Origin of the sequence: Sphingobium sp. MK2 (genome assembly GCF_040170545.1) — a bacterium.
Taxonomy (GTDB): Bacteria; Pseudomonadota; Alphaproteobacteria; order Sphingomonadales; family Sphingomonadaceae; genus Sphingobium.
The window spans coordinates 56756-70605 of sequence record NZ_JAZDXA010000017.1 but is presented as its reverse complement, the minus strand read 5'-3'; the positions used below and the strand labels follow the sequence as shown (position 1 = coordinate 70605).

General features: G+C 64.2%; 12 protein-coding genes. 3 read left to right on the top strand and 9 right to left on the bottom strand.

All coding sequences use genetic code 11. The features are described 5' to 3' along the window. The first annotated feature begins 33 nt into the window (after positions 1-33). The 3 genes from V2I08_RS10005 to V2I08_RS09995 are packed head-to-tail and all read left to right on the top strand — an operon-like array spanning position 34 to position 3478. The gene (locus tag V2I08_RS10005; protein ID WP_349634966.1) at positions 34-771 is read left to right on the top strand and encodes an ATP-binding cassette domain-containing protein; all 738 of its coding nucleotides are present in this window, start codon (positions 34-36) and stop codon (positions 769-771) included. After that, on the top strand, positions 768-2210 hold the full coding sequence (locus V2I08_RS10000; RefSeq protein WP_349634965.1) for a DUF3526 domain-containing protein: 1443 nt from the start codon (positions 768-770) through the stop codon (positions 2208-2210). The genes V2I08_RS10005 and V2I08_RS10000 overlap by 4 nt, the downstream gene beginning before the upstream one ends. Next, a complete protein-coding gene (locus V2I08_RS09995) occupies positions 2207-3478 on the top strand; it encodes a DUF3526 domain-containing protein (protein WP_349634964.1) in 1272 nt (423 codons plus the stop codon). Before V2I08_RS10000 ends, V2I08_RS09995 begins: the two co-directional genes overlap by 4 nt. 102 nt (positions 3479-3580) lie before the next feature. Here the strand turns inward: V2I08_RS09995 and V2I08_RS09990 are convergent, their stop codons facing one another. Genes V2I08_RS09990 through V2I08_RS09950 form a run of 9 tightly spaced genes read right to left on the bottom strand, consistent with a single transcriptional unit; the run spans position 3581 to position 13847 of the window. After that, positions 3581-4744, bottom strand: coding sequence for a CoA transferase (locus tag V2I08_RS09990; RefSeq protein ID WP_349634963.1), 1164 nt, complete (start codon positions 4742-4744; stop codon positions 3581-3583). After that, positions 4741-5673: a hypothetical protein gene (locus V2I08_RS09985; RefSeq protein WP_349634962.1), complete on the bottom strand. Its 933-nt coding sequence runs from the start codon at positions 5671-5673 to the stop codon at positions 4741-4743. Before V2I08_RS09985 ends, V2I08_RS09990 begins: the two co-directional genes overlap by 4 nt. Beyond that, the gene (gene dctP / locus V2I08_RS09980) at positions 5670-6713 is read right to left on the bottom strand and encodes a TRAP transporter substrate-binding protein DctP (protein WP_349634961.1); all 1044 of its coding nucleotides are present in this window, start codon (positions 6711-6713) and stop codon (positions 5670-5672) included. The genes V2I08_RS09985 and dctP overlap by 4 nt, the downstream gene beginning before the upstream one ends. Further along, positions 6710-8011, bottom strand: coding sequence for a 2-hydroxyacyl-CoA dehydratase family protein (locus V2I08_RS09975; protein WP_349634960.1), 1302 nt, complete (start codon positions 8009-8011; stop codon positions 6710-6712). Before V2I08_RS09975 ends, dctP begins: the two co-directional genes overlap by 4 nt. After that, positions 8008-10092: a CoA transferase gene (locus tag V2I08_RS09970; RefSeq protein WP_349634959.1), complete on the bottom strand. Its 2085-nt coding sequence runs from the start codon at positions 10090-10092 to the stop codon at positions 8008-8010. Before V2I08_RS09970 ends, V2I08_RS09975 begins: the two co-directional genes overlap by 4 nt. Then, entirely contained in the window at positions 10089-10979 is an 891-nt protein-coding gene (locus V2I08_RS09965) for a hypothetical protein (RefSeq protein ID WP_349634958.1), read from the bottom strand. The genes V2I08_RS09970 and V2I08_RS09965 overlap by 4 nt, the downstream gene beginning before the upstream one ends. Continuing rightward, positions 10976-12286: a TRAP transporter large permease gene (locus tag V2I08_RS09960; RefSeq protein ID WP_349634957.1), complete on the bottom strand. Its 1311-nt coding sequence runs from the start codon at positions 12284-12286 to the stop codon at positions 10976-10978. The genes V2I08_RS09965 and V2I08_RS09960 overlap by 4 nt, the downstream gene beginning before the upstream one ends. After that, the gene (locus V2I08_RS09955) at positions 12283-12717 is read right to left on the bottom strand and encodes a TRAP transporter small permease subunit (RefSeq protein ID WP_349634956.1); all 435 of its coding nucleotides are present in this window, start codon (positions 12715-12717) and stop codon (positions 12283-12285) included. Before V2I08_RS09955 ends, V2I08_RS09960 begins: the two co-directional genes overlap by 4 nt. Before the next feature lie 14 nt (positions 12718-12731). Further along, positions 12732-13847, bottom strand: coding sequence for a CapA family protein (locus V2I08_RS09950; protein ID WP_349634955.1), 1116 nt, complete (start codon positions 13845-13847; stop codon positions 12732-12734). Positions 13848-13850 lie beyond the last annotated feature (3 nt).

Below are 13850 nucleotides of genomic sequence, written 5' to 3'. Positions count from 1 at the left end.
AATGGTTGGGTGACTATCCAAGGAGCCTGATTCATGTCTCTGACCGCCGACGGCCAGCGCATCGCTTTATCCAACGTTCATCTATCTTACGGAACCCAAGCCGTGCTGCGCGGCCTGACGCTGCATGTCGGGGCTGGTGAGATATATGCACTTCTGGGCGGCAATGGTGCCGGAAAGTCGACCACTTTGTCGGCACTGCTGGGCTTTGCACGACCTGACAGCGGCACTGTGCGGATCGATGGCTTTGATCCAGTGGAGCAAGCCGACAAGGCACGGGATCAGATTGCCTATGTTCCCGAAAATGTTGCGCTCTACGAGCATCTGAGCGCGCGGGAAAATGCCGCCTATCTGCTCGCCTTGTCTGGCAGGCAGCCCGAACCGGCCGCCATCGACGCCGCCTTCGAGGCGACGGGTTTGCAGGCGGAGGCTTGGGGAAAAAGGCTGGGCGGCTTTTCCAAGGGCATGCGGCAAAAGGTGGCGATTGCGATCGCCCTGTTGCGCGAAGTGCCCGTGCTGCTGCTCGACGAGCCGTCATCGGGTCTTGATCCCCGCGCCACGGCGGATTTCAACGCGCTGGTCCATGGTGTCGCGCGCCGGGGCGCGGCCGTGCTCATGGTTACGCACGACCTGCTGAGCGCCGCCGATATTGCCGATCGTATCGGCTTTCTGGAAGCGGGTCGCATCATCGACGAAGCCAGCGCGCAGGGCGAGGAACGCTTCGATGTGCGCGAACTGCATCGCAAATTTGCGCGCGAGGTGGTCGCCGCATGAATCTGGTCCTTCTCGTCGCCAGGGACGAACTACGCCTGATGCGGCGCAACCGCGTGGCCGTCGTCGCCTTTTGCCTGCTGGTGTTACTGGCGCTGGTCGCCGCCTTCGTCAGTTGGTCGCACCAGCGCGGCATTGCCGAGCAGCGGGCGCGCTTTCAGGCCCATGCGACCGAGGCATTCGACGCGCAGCCCAACCGCCACCCCCACCGTGTCGTCCATTATGGTCATTTCATCTTTCGTCCGCTGGGACCGCTCGCCGCCTTCGATCCCGGCGTCGATGCCTTCACCGGCAGCAGCATGTTTCTGGAAGGGCACCGGCAGAATAGCGCCAACTTTGGTGATGTCCGGCAATCGTCGCTCCTGGTCCGGTTCGGCCAGTTGACCCCGGCTTTCGTGTTGCAGGTGATCGCGCCGTTGCTGCTCATCTTCCTGGGCTATGGCGTCGTCGCGCGCGAACGGCAGCAGGGCACCTTGCGGCAATTGCTGGTGCAGGGCGTGTCTGCACGCCAGTTGATCGGCGGCAAGCTGCTGGCGCTTGGCGCTGTCGCCATCCTGATCGGCCTGCCCGGCATGATCGGTTTTCTGCTGATTGCAGGACAGCCCGGTGCGCTGGCCGGACCGATGGCCCTGATCGCGGGCGGCTATGCGGCCTATCTGGCGCTCTGGTCAGTGCTCGTCATCCTCGCGTCGGCGCTGGTACCGCGCAGTCGCGACGCGCTGCTGGCGCTGATTGCGCTGTGGGCCGTGGTCGTCATCCTGCTACCGCGCGTCGCGCCGGATGTCGCGGCACAGGCCTATCCGCTGGCGACGAAGCTGGAAACCGACATCGCTATCCAGCGCGACCTGCGACGTCTGGGCGACAGCCATAATCCCGACGATCCGTTCTTCGCCGCGTTCAAGCAGAAAGTTCTGCGCCAATATGGCGTGACCAGGGTGGAGGATTTGCCGGTCAACTATAAGGGCCTGCTGGGCATGGAAGGCGAGAAGCTGACCTCTGGCTTGTTCGACGAATATGCCAGCCGCAGTTTTGCCACCCAGGCCGCACAAAGCGGATTGATGGACAGCTTTGGCATTGCCAGCCCGACCCTTGCGCTGCGCCGTCTGTCGATGGCTGCGGCGGGTACGGATCTCAACGGGCATCGTCGCTTCCTCGAACAGGCCGAAGCCTATCGCTACGACCTGGTCCAGCGCCTCAATAAGCTACAAGCTGATGCCGTCACTTATGCCGATGACACGGCGCAGGACGCCGGGGCCGATCAGCGCAAGCGCGTGTCGGCACAAAATTGGCAAGCAATGCCTATGTTCGCCTTCAAGCCGGCCTCGGCAGGTGATTTGACCCGCGCTGCCATGCCGGGCCTCTGGATGCTGCTCGTCTGGCTGCTGATTGCGGTCCTGGCGTTGATCCCTACGGCACGTCGTCTCGAAAGGGGGCGGAAATGACTCTGATCCGTCACGAACTGCGCCTGCTGCTGCGGGCGCGCATGGCGTTGGCCGCCTTGCTGCTGGTCACTATCCTGTCCGCCGCCAGCGTGGTCGCGGGCATGGTGGAGGTCGCGCACCAGCGCGCGGTCATCGCCCGCATCGCGCCTCAACAGACAGAAGATATCGCTGCCATCGCCAAATGGGTGGACAAGGAAAAAGATGCGGGCAGCGCCGCCTATTATAGTTTCCATCCGACCTGGGACACGCCCGCGCCCTTTGCTTTTGCGGCGCTGGGTCTGCGCGACGTGTCGCCCTATATTTTGCGCGTGCGTGCGCTGGGGCTGGAAGCGCAGCTTTATGATGGCGAAGCCTTCAATCCCGAACTGGCGCTGCCCGGCCGCTTCGATTTCGCCTTCGTGCTGGTCTATCTGGCTCCATTGTTCGTCATCGCCCTGTTCCATGATCTGGTGTCAGGTGAGCGAGAGGCGGGACGGCTGCGTATGCTGAATGCCCTGCCGGGTCTTGTCCGACGCCTGTGGCTGCGTCGCGCGGTGCTGCGGTTCGGCCTGCTCTATGCCGCCATTGCCTTGCCTCTGCTGGTCGGAGCCATTCTTTCAGCGGTTGGCATCGTGCCCATCATGATCGTGCTGGGGCTGACTGCCGCCTATCTCGCCTTCTGGATCGGCGTCACCATGTTGATCGGGCGTGCGGGCTGGAGTTCGGTCGCCAATGCGGCGACGCTGGCGGGGTTGTGGTTGGTCATCACGCTGGTGCTGCCGACCATCGCGCATGTTGCCATCAACCAGGCGATCCCGGTCGGCGAAGGCGTCGAACTCACTCTTGCCCAGCGCGAGGCGGTTAATCGCGCCTGGGATATTCCGCGCGAGGACACGATGCGGCGCTTTTATGCAGGCCATCCTGAATGGGCAGACAGTCCGCCCCTGCCGCCGACCTTCCACTATAAATGGTATTTCGCCTTCCATCAGGTTGGTGATGAGAGCGTTGCGGGTCAGGTCACTGCTTATCGCGACGGATTGGAGGCGCGCGACAGGGCTGCCCATGCAGTTGGCTGGATACTGCCTTCGGTCGGCGTCCAGGGACTGTTGGCCCGCCTCGCCAACACCGATGTCCAGGCCCAACTCGCCTATCTGGACCGGATCAGGGCCTATCATGCAGCCCTGCGCCGCTTTTATTACGGCTATCTGTTCACCGACAAACCGTTTGGAAAGGAGGATTTCGATCGTGCACCGCGATTTTTCGGTGTCGGCTATGGCGATGCTCGCTGACCGAAGATCGCAAGTCCGGCTTATCAAGCCGCCCGTGGGCAATGTTTCCGGATGAGCGCGGGCAATGGATCAGCCGCTTGCCCGCAGCCGATCCGTCGCCATTCACGCTTCGTGATCGTCGGTCTCGCCAATCCAATTCAGTATTTCGGCGCGATGCTCGTCCAGTCGTGGCGGCATCTGGCCCTCCTGCGCGCCTGGCGTCAGGCGAAAGCCGGCACCTGGCGCGCGGATCGCGCCATCCGGGCCGCCAATGCCATCGAAAGACAATAAGGCGTCCGGCCGCGCCAGGGCGGCGGCCTCGTCCACGCGGCGGACCATGCCGCAGGGTATGCCCGCTGCGCTCATGCCCGCTTCCCAATCAGCGGCGTCGCGGGTGGCAATGACCGCTTCCAACTCCGCCTTCATGGCGTCGAAATTCGCGCGTCGCGCCTCCGGCGTGGCAAAGAGCGGATTGCTCAGCCAATCCTCGCGTCCGGTGAAGCGGGCGAGGGCGGCGAACTGGTTGGGCTGTACGACGCCCAGCGACACCTGGCGGCCGTCTCTTGCAGTGAACAGCGATGCGGTCGGCAGGCCGCTATAGCCGGTATTGCCCATGCGGGTCATCGCGCGGCCCGTCACCAGGAAGGGCGTCACCGCCGATGTCATGAATGCTATGCTGGCGTCGAACATGGACACGTCGATGAAGCTGCCGCCGTCGCCCTGCATGCGCCGGATCAGCGCAGAGAGGATGGCGAAGGCAGCGGTCTGGCCAGTCAATGTATCGACGATGGGAAAGCCGACCCGGACGGGCGGATCGCCTTCTTCCCCGCTCAGCATCATCATGCCGCTGGTGGCCTGGACGATATTGTCGATCGCGGGCCAGTCCCGTTGCGGGCTATCCTGTCCATAGCCCGATACCGAGCAGAAGATGATGTCCGGATTCAACGTGCGGACGGCATCATAGCCAAGCCCCAGACGATCAATCACGCCGGGCCGGAAATTTTCGAGCAGCACATCGCAGCGCGCAAGGATGCCTCGCGCGATCGCCAGGTCGTCGGCCTGTTTCAGGTCAAGGGCGATCGATTTCTTGCCCGCATTGGCGGCGATGAACGCGGGGGACATGCCCTCGAAACGCGGATCGACGTTATAGGATCGGAAACTGTCGCCCGTCGGCGGCTCGATCTTGATCACCTCCGCCCCCATCAAACGCAAAAGGTGCGAGGCATAGGGACCGGCCATGACATGGCTGAAATCGGCGATGCGGATGCCCGCGAGCGGCTTGTTCATGGTTGCTCCGGGAATTGCTTGCGGATGATGGACCAGTTGGGGTCTTGGCAAAGGGTGCAGTCCGCACCGACGAACATCGCGGCGGCACCGGCATCCTGTTTCAATTGCCAGTCGAGCCACCCGACCGCGATCCGGCCATAGTCCCCGCCATTGACGAGCGAAAATGTCCCGCCATGACCCGTGTCCTTGTTCGCGTAAAAGACAGCGACATGCGATAGTCGCGCCACATCGTCGCTACCATTGGGGTAGGCGATGTCGGATGGCCCGCCCAATATATAGGCGACGGGCGTATGGAGCTTCTTCAGATCATCCTTGGTGATCCAGACGCCGCTCAAACCGCCACCGGGTCGGTTATAGACCCCGCTGTTGAACGCAACGACCGTGTCGATACGCGGATCAGCGCCTGCGGCCAGCGCCTGCAATCCGCCGCAGCTATGCCCCATCACTGCAATGCGCTGTGCATCGACATGATCGCGATGGATGCCCTGCGTCGCCCAGTCGATCGCCGCCAGCATCTGGCTCACCTGCGTTTCGTCGGCCTTGGCCGGTGGCGGCCCCGCAGGTGCAGGCGCATCATCCTCGTTCGGTAAGGCTGTCAGCGGCGGCTGTTCTTCGCGCGGGGCACCATTGGCGATCACGATATAGCCGTGACTGGCGATTTCGCGCAAAAAATGGCTGGCCGACAGGCCATTGTCGCGGCAGCCGCCATTGCCCCACAAGACAAGCGGCAATCGTTCGCGCGGCCATGTGGCGGGACGGTACAGCGTATAGCCGGGCGCGTCGGCAAAGCCTTCCGCCACCGCAGGCCATCGCCCTGTGCCTGCCGGATCGCCGATCCGGCGCGCGACCTTGTCCTGCGTCGGCTGCGCCGTTGCGGTGGTGCCGACGATCATCATTGCCATGGCCGCGATCACGATCAAAGGCGTCATATCTTCCCTCCGCATTGTATATCGTCGCGCCCGCGCACTGCTGCGCGCGCCGTTCGGAACGCCTGCATCCCGTCGATGCCAAACCGCGCCAGGCTGCGGGCATTGCCTTCGGAATCGCGCAGATAGAGGGCGTCGAAGCGCGCCTGCTCCTGCGCTGACATGCCGGATATCGTCACCTTCTGCGCCTTGGCTTCTTCCAGCCCCTTGACCAGAGCGGCATGGATTTCGCGCGACAGTGCATCCTCCCACACTGCTTGCGAGTGCGTCAGGATCGCCCGTTCCGCCTCGCTCAGCCGGTTCCATCGTGTCAGCCCTATTGCCCGCGCCGGATAGGCACCACGCGGGATGGCGAGGTTGTTATAATGGCTGGCCACTTCCGCGAAATGCAGCGATTTGAACGTGTCGCCCGGCGCGATCACGCCGTCGATCACCCCCTTGGCCATCGCCGAATAAACGTCCGCCATCGGCATGTTAACCGGGTCCGCGCCCAGCGACTCCAGCACCGTGAGCAATTCGGTGGGCGCGCGCAGCCGCAGCCCGCGCAGATCGGCCAGATTGCGCACCTGCCTATCGGTCGTGACGATCCCGGCGAGCGAGCCACCCTGTACCGCCAGCACCTTCAACCCATGCAGTTCATGGCCGATCTGGGGATTGGCCGCGGCGATGCAGCGATAGAGTTTCAGTTGCGAGTCGATGCTGTCGGCCCCGCTGTAAAATCCGGTCTGGATGCGGATCAGATGGGTGCCGCCGCGCACATAGATGGGCGTGATGAGGCCGACATCGGCCACGCCATGGCGCAATTCCTCCATCGACATGTCCGACGAGAGCAGCGCGCCCGACCAGATCGGACGAATGCGGATGCGCCCTTGCGACTTGTGTTCGACAAATTCCATCCATGCCTTGTCCGCTTTGCTGAACGGATGGTTCGGGCTGTATGGCGTCGCATAAGTCAGTTCCGTCACACCGGGCGGTAGCGGCCGGGCGCAGGCCGTCATCAGGCACAGCGGCACCAGCAGGGACAGCAGTGCGCGGAGCGTCATACCAGCCCCCGCGCGGCCAGAAAGTCGGCCACCATCGCGACCATCGCGTCATGGTTCCAATTGGCCGCATCCACCATGTCCGCGTCGATCGCCAGCACCGGCACACCCGCTGCTTCCAGCGAGAGCGCCGTCAGCTTCGTGCCCGATTGCGACAGGCGGTTGTCGGGCGGCAGCAGGATGACGCAGGCATCGATGCCGCACCGTTCCGCTTCGCTGGTCATCCACCCGTTCATCCATGGCGGCAAGTGCAGCACTTCGTTCATCGAACAGATGCGGCTGGCCAGCGCATCCATCGGCTGGCCCTGCAGCTCGCGAATATATTGCGGCCCGGCAAAAGGCATATACATCGACCAGACGAAGACTGCGCCCAGTCGCTCCTCCAGAGCCTGATAAAAGCCCGGATCATGCCACACGCCTGCGCCGATCCACATCAGCCTTATGCGTTCATTGTCGGCCGCGGCCGCGCCACTCGCCACCCGTTCCATGACTTCGTCGCGAAAGCGCCTGGCATGGGCGACGGCCCAGTCCGACCCGCGATGCCATTGCGGAATCATCGTATTGGGCATCTGCTCCGCGATCGACACCGGGCAGGGCCGCGCGCTGCCGATCGCCTGCGCCGCTTCCCAGATATAGCCTTCCTGTTCGTTGATCCGCTCCATCAGGTGATGCAGCTTCGCTTCGTCGAAGCGGCGGCCAGTGCGGTTCTCCAACAAGGTGATGAGATCGCGCATTTCCGCGACCATCAGCGCGATGCGATCCGGCTCATAGACCCGCCGCCACGCGCTGCGGCTATGCTGAAACCAGTTGGCTTCCTTATGCTCCCATGCCGGCGCTTCCATCGGGAAAAATTCGCTGCCCAGCGCTTGTGCCCATTGACCAAAGACATGCTGGATGCAGTCGCAGGTCAGGCGCGCGACCAGCACGGTTGGCTTGGGCAATCCGCCCCACGGCGCGGTCTTGGGATCGTTCGCCAGCGTGCAGGCGAGGCCAAGCGAGCAATATTTGCAACTATTTTCAGGATAGCCATGCCGCGCCATCACGTCGAAATAATGGCCCGACAATTGTTTGGCGGAGATATAGGCCGACCACCATTGGTTGGTGATGATGGGGATGTCCATCACATGGAAAATCTCGTGCGGCGTGTCGGCCTGGACGATGGCGAAGGGCTCGCCTTCGTCCACGACCCGCCGTTTGAGGTCCGCGCCAAATTGCTTCTGATACGCGCTGGCGACGGCGGTGCAGGCCAGATCCTTGCGGCTGCGCTGGCCGGTGGCGCGCGGGGCTATCGTGTCGTTCATTGAAAAACTCCTGCCGCTTCCAGTTCGGCGATGCGCGCATCATCAAGCCCGCACAGGGTCCGGGCGATGGCATGGGCATGCTCGCCCATGCCGGGCGCGCGGAAGGGTGCGAACCTATCGCGGGAAAAGGATATGGGCGTCGCGATATGGCCGAACGGTCCCAGGATCGGATGATCGAGCGTCACCAGCGCGCCACGTCCGGCCAGTTGCGGATCAAGCTCGATCATATCCTCGCAATCCTGCACCACGCCGCAGGCGATACCTGCCGCCTGCAACGCCGCAGCGATGGCATGGTCCTCGCGCTGTGCGGTCCATGCCGCGACATCGGGGCCGGTCATGGCGTGCAGGCGCGCACGATCGTCTTCATCGAACAGGCTGATCGCGACCCAGCGGTCCTCGCCGCGTACCGGAAACACATCCTGAAAGAAGACGCCCGGATCGGCATTGCCCGACCGTTGCAGTCGCTCGCCACGCCGCGCCGCGGACAGGCTATCGCGCATCTGCTGCACGCAAATTTCATACATGGATGCATCAATATGCGCGCCACGTCCCGTTTCCCGCCGATGCTGGAGGGCGGCCGCCACCGCGCCAGCCATCACGAACGGCACGATCACATCGCCATAGGGCACGGCGCCGGGTATCACCGGGTCGCGCGTCGGATAGCCGGTCAGGAAGGTGCGCCCCGACAAGGCGCCGCCGGTGCCATCGACGCCCCATTCCTGCGCCAGCGGCCCGGTCTGCCCGAACACGCTGCCCGACACCATCACGATGCCCGGATTGCGCTGGCAAAGCGCGTCATAATCCAGCCCCAGCTTCTTCATCGTGCCCGGCGAGAAATTTTCGACCACCACGTCCGCCCAGTCGATCAGCGGATCGATGAGTTCGCGCGCCTCCGGCCTCTTCATATTGAGCGACAGGCTGCGCTTGGACGAGTTGAGATGCGCAAACCAGGGCTTGTCATCCCAATTGCCGGGCTGCGACGCGGACACCTGCACGTCCAAACGGGCCAGATCCGGGCGCGTACGGCTTTCGATCTTCACGATCTCCGCGCCGAGGTCGCCCAGCGTCTTGGTCGTGATCGACCCGACCAGCGCCCAGGCGAAATCCAGCACCCGAACACCTGCCAATGGCCCCGGCCGATCGCCCGTATGAACGGCAGGCGCGGTAACCGCCGAACCTGCGCGGATTGCGGCAAATCGTTCCGGCAGGCCCGATGGTGTGTCGAAAAAGCCGCGCGCGGCGAGATGCCGGTCTGCCAGCACATCGGCCGGTTCGTTCGCGACACAGGCATTGATCCCCCGCCGCAGCCCTTCGGTCGCGATCTCCGCCTTGGTGCGCGACCGGAAGAAGGCGTCGATGGCCGCTTCCCACACCGCGCGCGTATCGGCGGGCAGCGTCGAACGGTTATAGCTGAGCCAATCGGTGCCCTGCAGCGGATTGGGCGCGCCGACGGCATCCATCCAGTCGGACAAGGCCTGATTGGCGGGCGCGCCCAGTCGCCCGGTCATCAACGAATGGAAACACCATCCATCGGCCAGCCGCCAGATCGCGCGCACCGTCGCCTGGCCATAGGCAAGCGCGCCGCCAACTCGTTTCAGTTTGCGCCGATCGAATTGCCAGCACAATATCCCGTTGAAATTGCGGCTGAAGGCTACCTGCTGGATGGATATGTCGACATGCTGCCCCTTGCCATGGGTGCCGCGTGCATAATGGGCGGCCATCGCACCGCTCGCCGCGACCATGTCCGCATGGAAGGTGCAGGCATCGCCCGCTTCCTTGACCGGCGGGAGGTCGGGTTCACCCGTCACCCGCAATGCCCCACCCATGGCCGACGCAACGAACTCGCCACCCTTCCAGCCGGATCGCGGTCCACCCGACCCGAAGGTGGTGACCGAGACATGCACCGCCGTCTCCGGTATCGCGACGCCTTGCAGGCTTTCCAAGCCGAGATCGTCGATGACGAAGGACGCACCTTCGACCGCTCCGCCCAGTTCAGCGCCCAGCGACGCCAGGAAGCGCGCCAGCGGGCGGTCCGCCATGCCGCCCAATGTGGCAACGCGATGGCCTGCAAGCGGGGTCATGCCTTCAACTCCTTCAAAAATGCCGCAATCTCCTCTGCCATCCCATCGTTCGCGCGCCAGTCGCGGCGGGTGAGGATGAGCGTGGGTATATTGGCGTCGGCCAGCGCGTCCCGCTGCGCGGGCAAGTGCCAGATGCGCGCCTCATCCTCTTCCGCGAACCATAACAGGACCGCCGATGCGCGGACGTGCCGCGCTTGCGCCGCCAGTGCATCGGCATGATCGCGAAAGGCCCGGCTGCCTTGCGCGGCCTCATGCAACTGGCGTGCGATCGCGGCACATGGATCGCCGCTGCCTTCCTCCACGCGAAGGTCGCCGGGATTCTGCCAGCTTTGCGCCAGCGTCGGTCCGGCCGCGCGCCATCCGGCCGCCTCGATCATCGCATGGATGCGGGCATCGGGCGGCGGTGTTCCCGCCAACAGGCACAATGGCGCGTCGCCACAGACTTGCGGCGCGGCAATCCGCAGCGCGTTGGTCGCCACGATCCCTTGCTCCAGCGCCTCATCGTCGATACAGAAGCGCTCAGCCAGCCGTCTGATCGCCTTGCCCATATGCGCGACGCTGCTGGCGCGCCGGATCGTGGCTGTGTCGAAGATCATCGGCTTGGGGCCAGCAATCTCGCCCCGCTGCCGCAATTCGCAGATATAATAATAGAGCCGCTGTGCCGCATCGTCGCCGCGCGAGAAGATCACGGCCTCCAACCCATCCAGCGCGCCATCCGCCCAATCCTGAAGGATGGACCGCGTCCACAGCGGAAATTTGCTTTCGAGCCAGCGATCCGCCGCCGGAAAGGGCCGATCGACATTCCATCCCACCGGGCCGGAACAGGCGCCCGTGGCGGTCAGCACATCTTGCGGCAGGTCGGGGCCGACATAGGCAATCATGGTCATTGTCCAATAACAGTGGGCAGCCACAGCGCCATGGCCGGGAACAGGATGATGAGGAGCAGGTGGATGAGATCGCTGCCAAGGAAGGGCAGCACGCCCTTGAATATCCGTCCCAGCGGCACGTCCTTGGCCACCCCCTGGATGATATAGAGGTTCATCCCCAGCGGCGGGTGGACGAAGCCGATCTCCATGGCGCGGGTGATGAAGATGCCGAACCAGATCGGCGACATGCCTACCCCTTCGACGATCGGCAGCAGAATGGGCGTGGTCAGCAGCATCAATGCCAGCCCATCCAGCACCGACCCCAACAGCAGCAAAAGCAGCGCAACGACAAGCAGGGTGGGGATGGTGCCCATGTCCATGGCCGATACGGCATTGCCGACCGCTTCGGTCAGGCCGGTCACGCTGATGAAGACCGAAAAGATGATCGCGCCAATAATGACCAGGAAGATGAGGCCCGTCGTTCGTAGCGTTTCGGAAAAGGCGCGGAACAGCACCTCGCGGTTGAGCCGCCCCCGCCATGCGGTGATCGCCAGAGCGCCCGCCGTGCCGATGGAGGAGGCTTCGGACGGGCTGAACCAGCCCAGCACGATCCCGCCCAGCACCACGCCCAAGAGCAGCAGCATATCGGCGATGCGCAACATCGCCCGGCCGCGCTCCGCCCAACTCGCCCGCTCGCTCGGCGGCGCGATCGAAGGACGCCAGCGCACGAGCAGCCACACGACCAGGCAATAGAAGAGCATCTGCGAAATGCCGGGAATGAGCGTGGCGGTGAACAGCGTGCCGATCGATTGTTCGGCAATGATGCCATAGACGATCAGCGCGCCCGATGGCGGCAGCATCTGGCCCAATGTCCCACCCGCAGCGACGGTGCCGGTCGCCAACGCATCGCTGTAGCCGCGCTGGCGCATCTCAGGCAGCGCGACGAGGCCGATGGTCGCCGCAGTCGCCAGGCTGGAACCATTGATCGATCCAAATCCGGCACATCCGCCGATTGACGCATAAGCCAGGCCCCCGCGTCGATGGCCGATCATCTTGGCGGCGGCATCGAACAGATCCCGACTGGCATTGGCCGCAAAGAAGAGATGCGCCATCAGCATGAACAACGGCAATGTGCCCAATTCATAGCGGGTCAGCGTCTCGACCACGACGACGCCCGCCTTGATGAGCGCCCCCTCCGGCCCAAGTGCGACCATGAGGCCACCAACGCCGACAAGGCCCAGCGAAACGCCGATCGGTACGCCGCATAACAGCATGGCGAACAGGAGGATAAGGCCGATCAACCCGGTTTCGGGCGTTGCGAGGATCATAGCCGACGCCCTTCGACCAGTTGGCGGACAAGCAGCGCGATGATGACGACCAGCGTGAGGTTGAGGAAAGCGCGCATCGCCCGCCACGGTACGCCGACCAGTTCGCTCACCTCCTGGCTGCCCCATAGATCCGCTGCCAGCCAGCAGGAACCGACTAGCAGCATCAGGTAGAACAGGATCGACAGCGCGGTGCATATCCATTCGGCGACATCGCGGTTGCTGCCGGTCAGCCGATCGAGGATCAGGTGAACGCGCGCATGGTTGCGGCCCAGCGTCGCGGCGACCAGCGCCAGCGATCCGCCAATCAGGACGACGACCTGCACCAGTTCGATCGCGCCCTTGAGCGGCAGGCCGCTATGCCGACCGATCACCGCCAGCAGATTGAGCGCCGCTGCAATGATCAAGGCGACCCCGCCCGCCCATATCATCATGGTCCTGGCAGCATTCATGCCGTCACCTCTTCGACCCGACCGTCGTGGCTGATTGTGATCGCCGGAAGCCCGGCAGCGTGGGTGATCCGTTCGACATAGGCGAAAATCTCCGCCGCGCGTGCCTCCGCTGCGAGCATTGGGCGACCGGGCGGCTCGACATCGACCGGGATGATGCGAACCCCGATGGTCCGGTCCGCATCCCATGTGACATGGCCCAGAAACGCATTGACCGCTTCGGGGTGAAAAGGCGCGAGCGGATAGGCCGGGTCGGGTTCGAACCCGAACAAGGTCCGCCGCCGCGCCGCCCATTCCGCCCGCGCCGGGTGGTCCTGCGCCGGGCTGAGCGCGCTCGTCACGACGCAGCCATTGCCAAGCCCGTGGAAGATCGGCTTGCCCCGGTAAAATTCGATGCCCCGCACGATATGGGCGTGATGGCCGATGACGACATCCGCGCCCGCATCGATCGCGGCATGCGACACCGCCCGCTCATAGGGTGCCAACTGGACCGGGGTATGGACGATGCCCTTGTGTAGCGCCACCAGCACCATGTCGGCGTGGTCCCGAACGGCGGCAATGTCGCTCCTGAGCATGGCGCGTGCCTCATCCGTCAGCGTGGCCAGCGCGGCCGCGGGCGCGATCGGCGCACCGTCGGCCGTCTCGATCCGCAGCCAGGCGCATCCGGCCTTATCTTCGGTCGCCCAGCTCGCGACCGGACCCACGCAATTATAGCTGAGCAGGGCGACCCGATGTCCACCGCGCGTGACGATGGCCGGTGCGCGTGCGGCGGCGAGCGTCGGCCCCGCGCCGCAATGCGCCACACCCAGCGCCTCCAGTCCCGCCACCGTATCGGCTATGCCCTCCGCCCCGCAATCGGCGATATGATTGCCCGCGAGGCTCAGCATGGCAAAGCCTGCCTCGGCGATGACGGCCAGATTTTCGGGCGGCGCGCCGGGTGCGGGGACATCGCCTTTCAACTCTGCCCCACGCACCGTATGCGGCACCTCCAAATGGCCGATCGCCAAGTCGGCAGTGCGCAATGCAGGCGCGATCCCGGCCAGCCAATAGGCACCATCCGGCTCGTCCAGAACCAGATCGCCTGCCAGCACGATCGAAATCGCATCCTGTGTCACGCT